At 32.7% G+C, this 16,983-nt stretch carries 12 protein-coding genes; all 12 read left to right on the top strand.

The features are described from left to right. Nucleotides 1-12 precede the first annotated feature (12 nt). The 12 genes from IAI10_RS21450 to IAI10_RS21505 all read left to right on the top strand — a co-directional run bounded on the left by IAI10_RS21450 (nucleotide 13) and on the right by IAI10_RS21505 (nucleotide 16,824). Nucleotides 13-906, top strand: a complete 894-nt coding sequence (locus IAI10_RS21450) for a carbohydrate ABC transporter permease (protein WP_315675360.1) — start codon at nucleotides 13-15, stop codon at nucleotides 904-906. A gap of 161 nt (nucleotides 907-1,067) precedes the next feature. Then, nucleotides 1,068-2,690: an extracellular solute-binding protein gene (locus tag IAI10_RS21455; protein ID WP_315675361.1), complete on the top strand. Its 1,623-nt coding sequence runs from the start codon at nucleotides 1,068-1,070 to the stop codon at nucleotides 2,688-2,690. A 91-nt stretch (nucleotides 2,691-2,781) separates the two neighbouring features. Beyond that, nucleotides 2,782-4,848 carry a pyruvate formate lyase family protein gene (locus IAI10_RS21460; RefSeq protein ID WP_315675362.1) on the top strand — a complete coding sequence of 689 codons (2,067 nt, stop codon included), beginning with the start codon at nucleotides 2,782-2,784 and terminating at the stop codon, nucleotides 4,846-4,848. A 24-nt stretch (nucleotides 4,849-4,872) separates the two neighbouring features. Then, nucleotides 4,873-5,754 (top strand): glycyl-radical enzyme activating protein, encoded by an 882-nt coding sequence (locus IAI10_RS21465; RefSeq protein ID WP_315675363.1) that lies wholly within the window; start codon nucleotides 4,873-4,875, stop codon nucleotides 5,752-5,754. A 40-nt stretch (nucleotides 5,755-5,794) separates the two neighbouring features. Next, the gene (locus IAI10_RS21470) at nucleotides 5,795-7,213 is read left to right on the top strand and encodes a glycoside hydrolase family 32 protein (protein ID WP_315675364.1); all 1,419 of its coding nucleotides are present in this window, start codon (nucleotides 5,795-5,797) and stop codon (nucleotides 7,211-7,213) included. Between the two features lie 59 nt (nucleotides 7,214-7,272). Next, complete coding sequence (locus tag IAI10_RS21475) at nucleotides 7,273-8,763, top strand: glycoside hydrolase family 32 protein (protein ID WP_315675365.1); 1,491 nt, start codon at nucleotides 7,273-7,275, stop codon at nucleotides 8,761-8,763. A gap of 10 nt (nucleotides 8,764-8,773) precedes the next feature. After that, a complete protein-coding gene (locus IAI10_RS21480; protein WP_315675366.1) occupies nucleotides 8,774-9,730 on the top strand; it encodes a sugar kinase in 957 nt (318 codons plus the stop codon). 33 nt (nucleotides 9,731-9,763) lie between these two features. Beyond that, nucleotides 9,764-11,233: a sucrose phosphorylase gene (gene gtfA, locus IAI10_RS21485; RefSeq protein WP_315675367.1), complete on the top strand. Its 1,470-nt coding sequence runs from the start codon at nucleotides 9,764-9,766 to the stop codon at nucleotides 11,231-11,233. Nucleotides 11,234-11,251: 18 nt separating this feature from the next. After that, complete coding sequence (locus IAI10_RS21490) at nucleotides 11,252-12,859, top strand: glycoside hydrolase family 172 protein (RefSeq protein WP_315675368.1); 1,608 nt, start codon at nucleotides 11,252-11,254, stop codon at nucleotides 12,857-12,859. A gap of 59 nt (nucleotides 12,860-12,918) precedes the next feature. Then, complete coding sequence (locus tag IAI10_RS21495; protein WP_315675369.1) at nucleotides 12,919-13,893, top strand: PfkB family carbohydrate kinase; 975 nt, start codon at nucleotides 12,919-12,921, stop codon at nucleotides 13,891-13,893. A gap of 257 nt (nucleotides 13,894-14,150) precedes the next feature. Beyond that, complete coding sequence (locus IAI10_RS21500) at nucleotides 14,151-16,298, top strand: LamG-like jellyroll fold domain-containing protein (RefSeq protein WP_315675370.1); 2,148 nt, start codon at nucleotides 14,151-14,153, stop codon at nucleotides 16,296-16,298. 40 nt (nucleotides 16,299-16,338) lie between these two features. Beyond that, nucleotides 16,339-16,824, top strand: a complete 486-nt coding sequence (locus IAI10_RS21505) for a hypothetical protein (RefSeq protein WP_315675371.1) — start codon at nucleotides 16,339-16,341, stop codon at nucleotides 16,822-16,824. Nucleotides 16,825-16,983: the final 159 nt, after the last annotated feature.

The raw sequence follows: 16,983 nt of genomic DNA on the forward strand, positions 1-16,983 counted from the left end.
GGAGATGATAAAATGATTTTTGCAAAAAGAAAGACTAGGGAAGATATAATGTTTGACCTAATTAATTACATTATACTTGCAGTTACTGTATTAATTGTGTTGTATCCACTGTATTTTATAGTTATAGCTTCTTTAAGTGACCCCAATCTTGTACAATCAGGCCATGTGTTTCTTTTTCCCAAAGGATTTACACTAGAAGGATATAAAAGAATATTTAATGATAGTTCAATTTTAACAGGATATAAGAACTCGGTAATATATGCTGCTCTTGGAGCAATAGTAACTGTTACATTAACTATTACTGCAGCTTATCCTTTATCACGAAAAGATTTCTATGGAAGAAATTTTTTTATGGCAATGTTCATGGTTACTATGTTCTTTGGTGGTGGACTAATTCCGACATACTTGGTAGTAAAAAATCTCCATATGTTGGATACAGTTTGGGGAATGGTTATACCAAATGCCGTGGGAGTATTTAATTTAATTATAACAAAGACATTTTTTAGTATGAGCATACCTGAAGAAATAAGAGAAGCAGCAGCTATAGATGGATGTTCTGATATTAAGTGTTTTATAAAAATAATATTGCCATTATCAAAACCGATTATTGCAGTAATAGCATTGTTCACTATAGTTGGGCAATGGAATGGATACTTCGATGCATTGATTTACATCAATAAGGAAAAATTATATCCATTACAGCTTATTCTTAGAAATATATTGATACAATCTCAGCCGCAGCAGGGAATGGTGACAGATGTAGATACTTTATTGGCTAAGGAAAGAGTAAGGCAACTTATTCAGTACGGAGTAATTATTGTATCATCTCTCCCACTGCTTATTATATATCCTTTCTTGCAAAAATACTTTGTAAAAGGTGTAATGATTGGTTCAATAAAAGGATAATATCCTACTTTATGTGTTCATATACAGCATAATCCCAAAATTAATATTATTTTTACTTGGATGCTAAAAGTAGTATATAAGTTAGTAGTATAAAGGAGGGATGCAAGATTATTATTTCTATTAAAAACAGCTAACTAAACATATTTTGAGGGGGAAAAATTATGAAGAAAAAAGCTTTAGTATTAGTTTTGGCTACTTTAATAGTATGCTCAACAGCGTTAAGTGGATGTTCAAGTAATAATTCATCTTCTAGTGCTGGGAAAGATTCCAATGTAAATGCAACAGGATTACCAATCGTAAAAAATAAGATAACATTAAAAATGGTTTCACCTAAGGCTGCATTGGCTCCAGAATATAATCAAATGACAATATTCAAGAATTTAGAGAAGTCAACTAATGTGCATATCGATTGGAACAATATTCCTGACACCGATTATCAAACAAAGAAGAATCTATTGCTAGCTGGAGGAGATTTGCCTGATGCATTTTATGCCGCAGGTTTCTCAGATGCGGATCTTAATAAATACAGTAAAGATGGAACAATAATTGATTTAACTGATTTAATCGATAAATACATGCCAAATGTTAAAAAGCTTTTAGCCAACAATCCTGAATTAAAGAAATTTATAACATCACCTGACGGTAAAATATATTCATTACCAGTTGGTGAAGAAATGGGCAGTGGACAAGGCACCATAGGTTCTGATCCATATTTCTACTTCATTAATAAAAAATGGTTAGATAAGCTTGGCTTAAAAATACCAACTACCTTAGATGAATTGCATACAGATTTGTTGGCATTTAAGAATAATGATCCAAATGGTAATGGTAAGAATGATGAAGATCCTATGAAGTATATCGAAGATTGGTGGTGTGCTGATATCGGAAACTTCTTTGGTTCTTTTGGAATGCCTGACCCTAATGATCATCTAATAGTAAGAAACGAAAAGGTTATGTATACAGCTGCCCAGTCTGAATATAAGCAAGCTATTCAATATTTCAGCAAATGGGTTCAGGAAGGTTTGATAGATAAGACATCATTTACAGATACAAAAACTTCAGATTCATTGTTCGCAAAAGGTAAAACTCCTGATGAGACTTTAGGATCATTTGTATGGTGGGAAGAAAATGAAATAGTTGGTACTGATAGAGCTAAAGACTATGCTCTTGTAGGTCCGTTAAAAGGCCCTGATGGAAAACAAGATGTTGCCTGGGCAAATGGTTCGCAATGGGGGAGAGGTGCTTTTGTTATAACAAAAGATGATAAAAATTTAGAAGCTACTTCTAGATGGGTGGATCAATTGTATGCTCCATTAATGGCCGCACAGATTCACTGGGGACCAATCGGTGAAGTATATGACTTAAAAGATGGGAAGTTAGTAAACAAGGATTTGCCAGCAGGTGTTTCAGCTGGTGAATACAGACAGAAGGTTGCTCCAAGTGGAGTCGCAGTAGTAACTGCTGACGATTTTAAGAACATAGTCAGTATGGAACCAAGAGCTGTGGAAAGAATCAACAGAATTCAAAATACTTTTGTTCCATATATGGAAAAAGAACATCTTCCAACATTGTTCTATACAGCAGATGAAACTAGTAGGAGAACTCAGATTGAGACAGACCTTACTGCATATGTTAATAAAATGAAAGCTCAATGGCTAATGAATGGAGGACTTACTGATACTGCATGGGCTGACTATCAAAACAATTTAAAGAAAATAGGACTTGATGAATATCTGAAGATTACTCAGGCAGCCTATGATAGGTATAACAAGGAAAACAAATAATAGCAATAAAGGAATATGCTTATAATTGGCATATTCCTTTAAATAAGATACCTTAAGTAGCTAATGAATGGTGAAAGGAGTGCAAATAGTTATGAAGGACATCAATAAAAGAATTAAAAAAATAAAAATGGCTGCAGATGGTTATATAACTTATTTAGAGGAATTGCCGGTATATATACCTCAGGATGGAGTTATAGCAGGACCTAGAAAATTGTATAGTGATAATAACGAATTTCTTTGGAAGAAATTTAGTTCAGAAAAGCTTTTCTGTGGATTTGATAATTATCATTTTCCTATAAATACTAGTTTCCTAAATATTGGCTATAGTGGAATTGTTAAAAAAGCCAACAAACAAAAGGCTGAATATACCCCAGAGCAAAAAGAATTTTTAAAATCTATAAAACTTGTATATGAAGCTGCTATCAAATATATAGCTAGACATGTAACAGAGGCTGAAAACAAGTTGCAGTCTAGCAATGAAAATAGAGAAAATTTTAAAAACATTGCTGATAATTGCAGAGCATTATGTCATAGAGCTCCAGAAAACTTTTTAGAGGCAGTTCAGTTATTTTGGTTTACTTGGCGATTGAGAAGTCCCTTCACTTCATCAATTGGAAGATTAGATCAATATTTATATCCGTTTTATAAAAGAGATGTAGACCTTGGAGTTTTGACGAAAGAAAAGGCTATAAATATATTATGTGAATTATGGGAAGCTTTTAATGACGCGGGTACAGGTGATACACTTAAAAATCTTATGCTCGGTGGACTTGATAGTGAAGGTAACGATGCGACTAATGAGTTGAGCTATTTTATGCTTGAAGTATCAATGATAGTAAAAAAAGCCGAACCTCACATGAATGTGAGAATTCATTCTAATACATCGGATAAATTTATTAATAAAATTATTGAGCTTCAGCAACTAGGACAAGGACAGCCAACTATATATAACGATGAAGCACTTATTCCAGAATTGATAAAACAAGGGATACCTACAGCTTCTGCAAGAAATTATTCCAATGACGGATGCACTGAATTAGTTATTGATGGTGAAAGTGGGATATTTTTCTACCAGATGGAGGCTGTAAAGTCATTAGAATTAACAATGTTTAACGGAGAAGAAAACATTAGCATTCCTAAAAAGGTTACTATGAAAAAATGGACTAATCAAATGCCTGAAAATGAGGTTAAGACTGGTTTGAAATTAGGTTTTCAATCTGGAGATGTTACGGCTATGAATTCGTATGAAGAGGTTTATGAAGCATTTATGAGGCAATACCTATATCAGACAGATGCAAAACTTCAGACGATTTGTAAAGATATGATTGAATTTAAAGAGAAAGTAGTGAGTTCCCCCTTTCTTAGCGGAGCATTTCCAAGATGTTTAGAAAAAGCAGTGGATCCTTTGAGAGGAGGATTTAGCATAGAATGTTTTCAACTGCTTTCCGGTTCGATAACAACAGTCGCAGATGGTCTTGCTGCTATAAAGAAAGTAGTATTTGAAGATTACTATTGTAATATGAATGAATTAGTGGAGGCACTAAAAAATAACTTTGAAAATAATGAAATTCTGCGTCAAAGACTAATTAATGCCCCTAAATTTGGTAATGATGATGACTTTGTAGATTCGATTGCAGCGGATATTGCAAGGAGGTTTTGTGAATATGTGGTTAATTATAAAACTCCCAATGGAAAAGTGATTTGGCCAGGATTATATAATATAGATTTTAATACTTTTGCAAAAATTACTGGAGCTACGCCTGATGGAAGAAGATTAGGCGACCCAATAGCAGAACATTATTCTCCGACACCTGGAAGAGCACAAAACGGCCCTACATCTGTTATTAATTCTGCAGTAAAGGCTCCGCTTTATATGGGGTTCGCATCTTCACCTCTACATCTTACCTTGTCTAGAAACATTGTTACAAGAGACGATTTGGGAAACCTGATATTGAAGAGCTTAATGTCAGCAGCTCTTAAGTCTGGAATAGTGGTTCTAAATACAGCTATATATGATGTAGAAATATTGAGAAAAGCAAAGCTTAATCCAGAAAGATATGGCGATGTAATAGTAAGAGTTTGGGGATTTAATGCGAGGTTCATAGATTTAACAGAAGATTTGCAGGATCACATAATAGCTAGAATAATTAATGAATAAAAATCATAAAGGATGCTGATGGCTTTGAAAGGTATTGTATCTAATGTGCAGAGGTTTTCAACTCATGATGGTCCAGGTATAAGGACCACGGTATTTCTTAAAGGATGTAATCTGAGATGTTTCTGGTGTCATAATCCTGAATGCTTAAAAGAAAATATTGAATTACAGTTTTTTGAGAATAGATGCATTAAATGTATGGAGTGCTTAAAGCTTTGCAGTAGGTCAGCTATTGGATTCAATAAAAATAATATTTTTATTGATAGAGATAAATGTAATAGCTGCGGTGAATGTGTAAAGATATGTCCTTCACATGCACTGTTAATGTCTGCAAAATTTATGGAAGCAGAAGAACTTATTCAATTGATTGATAAAGATAGTAACTTTTATATCGCTTCAGGTGGCGGCGTTACATTTAGTGGTGGTGAACCACTGCTGCAAGTAGAATTTTTAAAAGGTGTACTGAATAAGTGCTCAGGGAAAGGCTATTTCACAGCTATAGAAACAGCTTTTAATGTTCCATGGAACAGCATAGAAAATCTTATTGAACTTATAGATCTATTTATTATTGACATTAAGACCATGGATAGAACTCAACATAAAGCTGTTACGGGGGTGGATAACACATTGATTTTGTCAAACATAGAGAAGCTTGCGAAGTTGAAAAAGAAGCTTTGGATACGAAGCCCTATAATAGCTGGAGTAAATGACGATATCAATTCAGTAAAAGCCATCGCAAAGTTTGTAAGAGATTTAGCCGGTGTAGAAAAAGTTGAGTTGATACCATTCCATAATCTTGGAAAAAGTAAATATGAAAGTTTAGCGTTACAATATGATGCTAATGGCTTGAAAGCACCGACACGTGAAAAAATGAAAATGTTAAATGATGCTTTAAACGGGATTTTATGATGATTATATAATATGAAAATGGGATTGGAGATGATAAACAATGGAAAAAGTTTTTTTTAGGCCTGAAAATGCATATGTAGGGGATTTTATTCCTTATTTTGAAGATGGCGAATTCAAACTTTTTTATCTTCATGGTTGGAGAGAAAACTATGATCCTTCTAAAGAAACAGGCTGGTTTCTACTTAGTACTAAAGATTTTATAGATTTTAAAGAGCATGGAGCCTGTAAAATAAATGGCGGTACTGGCAGTGTAATTAAAAAAGATGATTTGTATCACATGTTCTTTTGTGAATTTCCAGACAACAAGCAGCTTGTATGTCATGCTGTAAGCCGTGACTTTGTGAAATGGACAAAAGTTGAAGAGGATACTTTCGGACCTGATGAAAAGCTATATGAGCTAACTGATTGGAGAGATCCGCATGTATTTTGGAATGAAGAAAAAAAGGAATACTGGATGCTTGTGGCCGCTAGAGCTAAATGCGAAGGAAATAGAAAAGGCTGCGTGGCACTTTGCACTTCAAAAAATTTAAATAAATGGGACATAAAGCCTCCGATGTATTCACCCAACATTAATGTTGGCGCTCACGAATGCCCGGATATTTTTAAAATCGGTGACTGGTGGTACTTGGTTTATTCGGCTTATACTAATAGGTTTGGAACTTACTATAGGATGAGTAAATCTCCAGAAGGTCCGTGGATATCACCAAAAGTTGATACTTTTGACGGCAGAGCTTTCTATGCTGGCAAGACAGGATTCGATGGTCAGAATACTTATATATTTGGCTGGAATCCTACAAAAACAGATAATATATTTCATTGGAATCCAGAAGGCTATAAAGGTAATGATTACAATACTTGGGATTGGGGAGGAAATCTTGTTGTGCATCAGTTAGTACAAGAAGCTGATGGTGAGTTGTCTGTGAAAGTTCCAGATACTATTTATACAAAGTTTAATAGAATTATTCCACAAATGTTCAGCCCAGCAATAGGTAAATGGGATATAGAAGAAAATAAAGTTAAAACAAAATCAGAGTATAGTTTTTCATGTGCACTTGGAGGTGAAATGCCTAATGAATGCAGGATATCTGGGAAATTATCGTTTACGAATAACACAAAGGAATTGGGATTCTTACTTAGAGCAAATTCAAATGTAGACAAAGCTTATTATTTTCAGCTTGAACCAAATAGAAACCGAGTGATATTTGCTTCGCATATTATGCAGAGTGAAGAAGGTGGTAAAACACTTCCTTATGAGGTTGAGCTTGAACGACCTATTAATTTAGAACCAGATAAAGAGTACGAGGTTAAAATTATTGTTGATAACAGCATATGCGAATTTTATATAAATGATAAAGTAGCAATGAGTACTAGAATATATGATTTGAAAGATGGTAAGTGGGGAGTATTTGTGAGTGAAGGGGAAGCTCAGTTCAGGGAACTTATATTAGCAGTATATTAGGCAAGATAAGTAGTCATATTAATAAAAAATTATTCAAATAAATTTAAAGGAGAAGCATAATGAGCAGACTTTCTAATGCACGTGATTATATATCGAAAAATAAAGACAAGGTTAATGAAGAATATAGATTAAAATATCATGTAATGCCTGAGATAGGATGGATTAACGATCCTAATGGTTTCATTTATTATAATGGGGAGTATCATCTTTTTTTTCAATACTATCCATATGACAGCCAATGGGGACCTATGCACTGGGGGCATGTTAAAAGCAGTGACTTAATTAAGTGGAGACATTTACCTGTAGCATTGGCACCGGATATGTACTATGATGCCGGAGGATGTTTTTCTGGTACAGCCATTGAAAAAGATGGAAAACTATATTTAATGTATACAGGAAACACAAATCCTGATTTGGAAAAACCAGAAAATATTAGACAGTTACAAAATATTGCATTATCTGAAGATGGAATTGAATTTGAAAAAATATCTGCAAATCCAGTTATACAAACAAAGGATTTACCAACAAATGCTCTTCCTCAGGATTTTAGGGATCCTAAGATTTTAAAGAACGGAGATTACTTTTATTGCTTAGTAGGTTCGAGAAATCCAGATGAAAGTGGACAATTGCTTGTGTATAAATCAAAAAACATATCTGAATGGAGTTATGTGGGAACGCTTTTAAAAAGTGAAAATAAGTTAGGAAAAATGTGGGAGTGTCCAGATTTGTTTAAAGTCGAGGAAACAGATGTAATTATAATGTCCCCTCAATTTCTTGAAAGAGATGGAGATAAGTACTGCAATGTACATTCAAGTATCTATTTATTGGGTAAGTGTGATATTGAAAAATGTAGTTTTAATACTTCTGTAATAGATGAAATTGACGGAGGATTTGATTTTTATGCCCCTCAAACTTTAGTGGATGAAAAGGGCAGACGTATTATGATTGCTTGGATGCAGATGTGGGATATGAATATGCCATCAAATGAAAAAGGACATGGATGGGCTGGAGCTATGACTCTGCCAAGAGAATTAAAGATAAATAATAACAAGCTATATCAGCTACCAGTGGAAGAAATTAAGGAATATAGAGTTAATAATGTGGAATATAAGGAAGTAGCAGTGAAAAAATCGCTCACTTTAGACAAAGTAGAAGGGCAAAACATCGAATTAGAGTTAGAAATAGATGCTTTAAAGTCAAACATATTTGGAATCAAGGTATTAAAAGACGAAGAACATGAGACAGTTATGTATTACCAGAAGGATCAAGGTAAATTTATATTCGATCGTTCAAAAAATGGACAAGATATATCAGCAGCAGGAATAGAAGATGATATAAAATATGTGAGAAAAGTAGCTGTTAATTTAATAGACAATAAATTAAAATTAAGGATTTTTATTGATAGAACGTCTGTAGAGATATTTATTCAGGATGGAGAGAGAGTTATAACATCAACTGTATATCCTAAAGCTACTGCAAAATCGGTAGAATTTTTTAGTGATGATGAAGTAATAATTAATAAACTAGATAAATGGGATATTGAGTTATAAGGAGATTAATATGTTCAAATTAGATGAAAGAATTGTTTTTGAAGATAAAGAAAATGACCTTTTAACTGTAGGTGAAATGTTGGTTGACATGATATCAACTGAATATAGTGATGATTTTGAATGTGATAGCTATAAAAAACATTTCGGAGGTTCACCAGCTAATATAGCAATGAATGTGAAAAAGCTAGGTATAAGATCTATTATTGCTTCTGCTGTAGGTAAGGATGGACTTGGTAAATTTCTGATAAAACATTTAAAGGATGCTGAGTTAGATGCTTCTTATGTTCAAGAGATAGAGTGTTCTACTAGCATGGTATTAGTTACAAAGAGCAAAGAAAGTCCTGTGCCAATATTTTACAGAGCAGCTGATTATCATCTTATGTACACTACTGAATTTGAAAAAGCTATAGAGTCTTCAAAGATATTTCATTTCTCCTGCTGGCCTATATCTAAACAGCCTGTTAGAGCGACTATGGAAAGAGCTATTGAAAAAGCAAAAGAAAAGCACACGTTAGTATGCTTCGATCCAAATTTTCATCCTATGATATGGGAAAAAGGGGAGAATGGAATAGAATATGTAAAGTCTATATTGAAAAAAGTTGATATAGTGAAACCTTCAGAGGATGATGCGGAAAGGTTATTTGGAAAAGACAGCAATGAAAATCAGATTGAAAAATTCCTAAAGCTAGGTGCTAAACTTGTAATAATGACCTTAGGTAAGGAGGGTGCTATAGTATCAAATGGAGTAGAAACTGTTCGATTTGATACTATGGCCTCTGAAGTAATAGATACCACAGGTGCTGGAGATGCATTCTGGTCTGGGTTCTATACTGGAATCATTAAAGGGTATACAATTAGAAAAGCTTTGAACTTAGGGTTTGCGGTTAGTGCTTATAAGCTTAAGTACACAGGGGCAGTTGTTGCATTGCCGAGATTTGAAGAAATAGAAAGTATGTATAACTTGTAGCATAGATTACATTGCAAAAGGAGAGTGAATAGTATGCCCATAAAAAATCAAGTGCAGCTTATTACATATCCAGATTCGTTAGGTGGAAACTTGAAAATGCTTAATGGGGTTCTTACAACTTATTTTTCTGATATTTTTAAAGGTGGAGTGCATATACTCCCGCCTTTTCCTTCTTCTGGAGACAGGGGATTTGCTCCATTAACATATTCAGAAATAGATTCGAACTTTGGTAACTGGGAGGATATAAAAGCTATTGGAGATAAATTTGATATTTTAGTGGATTTGATGGTTAATCACATCTCACAGAAGTCTTTGTATTTTCAAGACTTTTTAAAAAATGGTAGAAAGTCTGAATATGCAGATTTTTTCATTACATTGGATAAATTATGGAAAGACGGAAAGCCTGTAAAAGAAGACATAAATAAGATTTTCCTTAGAAGAGAACGTCCATACTCGATCTTTACAATAGAAGAAAATGGTAAAGAAGAAATGGTATGGACGACATTTGGAAAATCTGATCCTTCTGAGCAAATTGATCTAGATATTAAATCAGATAAAGTTAAACAACTCATAGAAAGTTTCTTTATAAATTTTAGTAGAAATAATGTGAAGATAGTAAGACTAGATGCAGTTGGATATGTTATCAAAAAGCTTGGAACTAGTTGTTTTTTTGTTGAACCTGAAATATATGATTTTCTTGAATGGATTATGAAATTAGCTAATTCATATGGAGTTGAGCTGTTACCAGAAGTTCATTCTCATTATTCCATACAGAATAAACTGGCAGAACACGGATTTTGGATATATGATTTTATATTGCCATATGCAATATTAAATACATTAATAAATAAGTCAAGTGTTGAATTATGCAAATATCTTAAAGTAAGACCTAAAAAACAGTTTACAATGCTTGATTGTCATGATGGTGTACCAGTTAAGCCGGACTTGGATGGACTCATTAATACTAAAGAAGCTAAAAAATTAGTAGATATTTGCGTCAAAAGGGGTTCGAATTTGAGTTTGATTTTATCTAATGAGCATAAGTCTGAAGATGGATTTGATGTTCATCAGATTAGAGGAACATATTATTCTATGTTAGGCTGTGATGATGATGCATATTTAGCTGCTAGAGCAATTCAATTTTTTGCACCTGGAATTCCTCAAGTATATTATGTAGGATTGCTTGCTGGAGAAAATGATTATGATAGAGCTGTAAAGACAGGAGATGGAAGGGAGATTAATCGACATAATTATAGTATTGAGGATATAAAACAATCACTTAGTAAAGATGTGGTCAAGAGATTACTAAGACTTATTAGATTTAGAAATGAGTATCCTGCTTTTAACGGTGAATTTTTGGTTTTGGATTCTTCAAAATATGAAATACGTCTTCTGTGGGAAAAAGAAAATAAAAGATGTACTCTATATATAAATTTAGAAAGTAAGATTACAATTATAGATTATATTGATGATCATGGGGACTCAATCAGATATATAGTATAAGCGAGAGGAGAAAGTAATTTGGATAGTCATAACAAAATAACTTATTCTCAATTAATTAAAAGATTATATGATTTAAAGGCACTAGCGATAGCTCCTGTGGCTGAAGAGAAAACAGGTAATTTTTCTAGTTATGATAGAGCATCGGTATATATTGAAGAAACTGATAGTTATAAAAATTGGGGAGCTAATGATGATGGAACTGGATATATAAGAAAAGAAGGTAACAGCATAGTGGCGCTTGAAACAGATGGACCAGGGGTTATATGGCGTTTGTGGTCAGCATATCCTGACGAAGGACATATAAAAATATATATAGATAATGAGCTGGTATTAGATCAGCCTTTTAAGGATTACTTTGAAAAGTTTAACGGGGAAGGATGTCCTATGAACTTTCCCAATCTTACACCAACCTTATCTAGAGGACGTAATTCATATATTCCTATAGCATATCAAAAGAGTTGCAAGATTCTCTTAGAAGAAGGTTGGGGAGCATACTATCATATAACTTATTCCAAATTTCCAGATAATGTTGAGCTTCCATCATATAAAGGGAACTTTGATAAGAAATCTTCAATTGAGTTAGCTAAAGCAGACAGATTTCTTCAGCAAAGGGGAAAGTATCCGTATGAAGTAAAAGATGATAATTATTCTTTAGGAGGTTTTTTCACAATAAAAGCAGGTGGTAGAACTATTATATGTGATAAAAAAGGTAGGGGAGCTATTACTGCTATTAAAATAAAACCCAATATTAATAAAGAAACTGATATCGAAAAAGCAATTGAAAAGTTAACTATATCAATTAAATGGGATAGTGATACTAAAGCATCCGTGTGGGCTCCACTAGGAGAATTTCTTGGTAGTGCACCAGGAATAAATGCTTACAAGTCTCTGCCACTGGGTATGTCAGAAGAATTATTCTATTGTTATTGGTATATGCCTTTTGCGGAAGGAGCGCTGCTTGAGATAGAGAATCAAGGAAATATAGATGTGAGTTTATCAATCGAAGTTATATTTGAAACTTTAAATCAGCCTGATGATAATTTAATGCGTTTTCATGCAAAATGGCATAAGAATAGTTTTTTTTATCTCGATAAAAAAAGATATTTAGAAGATGGAGATAGATGGCCGGATTGGCCTTTACTTCTTGCAAAAGGTAGGGGGCGTTTTTGTGGAGTACATCTACATGTTTTAAACACATGGGAAAAGCCTGAACAAGAGCCAGAGTCCTGGTGGTACGGTCGTTGGGATAAGAAAACCATAGACTGGTGGTGGGGAGAAGGCGATGAAAAATTTTTTGTAGATGGTGAGAAGTTTCCATCAACCTTTGGTACAGGAAGTGAAGATTATATAGGATATGCTTGGGCTGCAGAACCACCATTTTCAATATTCGATAGTGCTTTTGCTTGTCAACCATATACGCCTATTGACGGAAATGGACACACTTCAGTGAGCAGATTCCATATTTGTGATAACATACCTTTTAATTCGTCCTTTGAAGGTTTTATTGAAAAGTATAAGAGCGATATTTGGGAAAATACAAATAAATGTTTATATGCAGCAACTTGTTATTGGTATCAGATGCCTGGAGAAGTTGATTTATATGACGAGATAGAAACAGGCATTTAGAACATAAATTTTATAATCAGATAAACGTAATTATATGAAGATAGGAGATAGATACTTGTATGGTAGGTAAAAAGGAAATAGATGTAGTATCACTTGGAGAACTACTTATAGATTTTACATTAAATGGAGTAACTGAACAAGGGAATCAGTTGTTTGAGGCAAATCCTGGAGGAGCTCCTTGCAATGTTTTATCTATACTTCAAAACTTAGGTAAGAAAACTTGCTTTATAGGTAAAGTAGGAAATGATCAATTTGGGCATCTTTTGAAGAATACTCTTGAAGAAATAGGAATAGGAACAGAAAATTTAGTTATGGATGAAGAAATAAATACAACTTTAGCCTTTGTCCATACAGCACCAGATGGAGATAGAAGCTTTTCTTTCTACAGAAAACCAGGTGCGGATATGATGCTGACCGAAGGAGAAATAAAAGAAGAAATCATAAAATCTGGGAGTATATTCCATTTTGGTTCATTATCTATGACAGATGAATGTGTGAGAAACGCTACTGAAAAGGCAATAAAAATTGCTAAAGATAACAAATTATTAATATCCTTTGATCCGAATCTGCGGCCACCACTTTGGAAATCTTTAGAGGAAGCTAAGACAAGAATACTATATGGATTCAGTCAGTGTGACATTCTGAAGATTGCTGACGAGGAACTACAATTTGTCACTGGGCATAATGATATCGAACAAGGTATAAAAGCTATAAAAAAGAATTATGATATTAAACTAATATTAGTAACGAGAGGTAAATTAGGTAGCAAAGCGTTTTACAAGGATATATCAATAGAGCAAAAAGGTTTTATTCAAAAAAATACTATTGATACAACAGGAGCAGGAGATACATTTTGTGGATGTATTTTAAATTATGTCTTGGAGCATGGATTTAATGATTATACAGAGGAATCGCTGATAGAAATGTTAACTTTTGCAAATGCAGCATCATCGATTGTTACTACCAGAAGAGGAGCTATTAGATCGATGCCTTCTAAAGAAGAAATTACTTCATTTATTTCAAAATTTAATTAATCATTGTACTAAAAGATAAATTTTTATTAATAAAATTCCTAAAGATAATAGATATAAGGGCTAATCAACTGCTATTTTCAACAGATTGGTAAATGAAAAGTTTCCTTATGTATTGTAAAGTGCTCACAATTTTATTTGACTACGTATAATTACAATGACTATAAGTTTTTGTAGTATTATATTTTATACAGTATATCAATTTAGTAAATAAAAATATTGTATCATCAAAGTAAATAAAGTTTTGGAAGGAAAAAGATATGGCTGTTATAGACTTGAAATTTGGATCGTATGAAAATAAGAATTTAGTAGCATTAGGTGGCTTAGACTTGAAGGATAGGTTTACCATTAACAATGGTGAAAAATTTCCAAATAGGCATCTAAAATTTAGTGATGATAATGCTTTTTTGTTTGATGGATATTCTACTTGGTTTAGCGGAAATGTTAATTCACTTTATTCTTTGAAGGATTTTACAATTTCTATTTTGCTTGCTCCTATGAGCTTTGAAACAGCAAAAAGTGGAATAATTTCAAAGTTTAATTATATAAAAAAGCTTGGATTCTATATAGCAGTAAGAAAACTTGGGTTCGTGAGTTTTGGCTTTGGAGATGGAAAAGAAATTTATGAATGTGAATCAATCAATTATCAAATTATTAATCGAAAATGGAATCTAATAACTGTAGTTTTTAATAGTTCTGCTGGATGGTGCGACTTATATGTCAACGGAAAAATGTCTAATAGAAAGCAGTTTCCAAGACATACAATCATTAAATATGGTGAAAATAAATGTTTTATTGGTAAGTATATAGATTATAATAAAAACTTTGAAGATAACAAAACAGGAGTTTTTAATGGATATATTGAAAGTATAAAAATTATTGACACCGCTTTATATAGTAATGAAGTATTAAAAGAATATAATTCGTATTCTTTAAACGGTGAGATTATAAGAGATTATTTAGATAGAGATGATTATGTTAATGATAATCAAAGACCAAAGTATCATTTGATTTCTCCTGAAAAATGGATGAATGAACCTCATGGACCTTTATATTATGATGGTTATTATCATATTTTTTACCAGGCTAACCCACATGCACCTTTATGGGACAATATTCAATGGGGACATATGATTAGTAAAGATATGGTTCATTGGGAAGCATTGAAATTAGCTTTAGAAACAGAAAATAATAATCTTGATCCAGATGGATGTTGGTCAGGAAGTAGCTGTATTGACAAGTCGGGATTACCAGCTATTTTCTATACTGCAGGTAACAATAACAAATTTCCAAATCAGGGAATTGCTATGGCTCGTGCTGATATTTCAGTAAGTGCTAAATTAGAGAAATGGAATAAGGAAGAAAAGCTTATTGTAGAACAAACTGAAAATGATGGATGGATAGGCGAATTTAGAGATCCTTTTGTATGGTTACAGGATAATGTTTATTATATGTTAGTAGGCACAGGTGATAATAATAATGGAGGGGGTAATGCTTTAGTATATAGTTCTCAAGATTTAACTCATTGGGTTAATCATGGTTTTCTGATGGACTACGACTATAAATTGAATGAAGAGGTAGGTCATGTATGGGAATTACCCGTGCTACTTCCTATAAAAAATGAAGAAGGTAAGACTATTCATCATATTTTGCTTATATGCGCTTGCCAAGTAGAAAATTCGAATGTTGAGACGTATTATTGGACAGGTAAGTGGGATTGTATTAATAAGAAATTTATAAGATATCATGAAAAAGCTAAACTGATTGATTTAGGCAACGGAACTTTTACTGGTCCAAGTGGTTTTGTAACACCAGATGGAAGAAGTGTAGTTTTTACAATCGCTCAAGGTAAGCGAAACTTTGAGGAAGAATTTAATTCGGGTTGGGCTCACAATGGTGGTTTGCCTATTGAATTATACTGTGAGAATAATGAGCTATGTATTAAACCAATCAAAGAAATTTATACATTAAAACAAAACAGGATACTTGACAAAAAGAATATATCAATCAAAGAGCTTAATGAATTATTAAAAGATATCACGAGCAATATGCTTTATGCTAAAATAACTACTAACTTAGATTATATAGGTTTATCAACCATGTATGGTGATGATAGTTTAGAAGTTTTTTATAATAGGAGGAATAGTATATTTGCAGCGAAGCGAGGCAGTGATTCTTCTATAATAAGCAAAATGAGAGGTAATATAGATAAAGTAGACATAAAATATAGCATTGTGGAAATTGAATATTTTTTGGATCATTCAATGATAGAAGTCTATCTAAATAGCCTTAAGTCAATTACATTAAGAAATTACACAAAAGATAATAACAGAAAGTTAAAACTAATTGGGAACGAAAATGATATTTTATTTAATATTGAACTATGGACATTAAAATCTGTTTATTGAGGGAAAAAATGTAGTACATTTATTATCAAAAAGGAGTTTATTGTTAGTTTTAGGAGTTATAGTTTCATTAAGAATAAGTTTCACTGTTAAAGCTGAGAATGCTGTAAATAAGGAAGTTGAGAATGGATCATTTGAAACGGGAAAGCTGTCTGGACAATTATCGAAGAAACAATGTTTTCAGAGTAAAATATTTCAAATGCAAGTACTTGGTGGAAAGAAGAAATTGTTTCAACTAATGTATACTATACCTATAATAGAAATTATTAGGAATATTATAGCACCGGATATATTCACTTTAAATAGAGTGGTTGAGATGGACATGTTAGAGAATTTCTTTATTTATGAGTTAACAGGAAATAAGCTAGATATTTATTTTTCTTCTGAATATGAAGAAAAGCTGTTAAGCAATGAAAAAATTAATCACTTAGCTTGGATAATTACCAATCCTCAGATATTTAAGATGTTTAATTCTATAGGCAAAAATCTTTGGCTCCTTATTTCCTGCAAGGTTATTCCAATAGAATAAATAGAACCTGCAATAAAGCTTTTAAGTGAAGCATGGTTTTAAGGCATCTTCAAAAAATAATAAGCCTATTTACCAGTATCTCAAAACTTAATTAGGCGGATACTTGTTTTAGGATAAGTCCAATTCTAAAAATAAATTAACCAGCTTTTCGTCCGATTT

Source organism: Clostridium sp. 19966, assembly GCF_032335695.1.
Taxonomy (GTDB): domain Bacteria; phylum Bacillota; class Clostridia; order Clostridiales; family Clostridiaceae; genus JACTOJ01.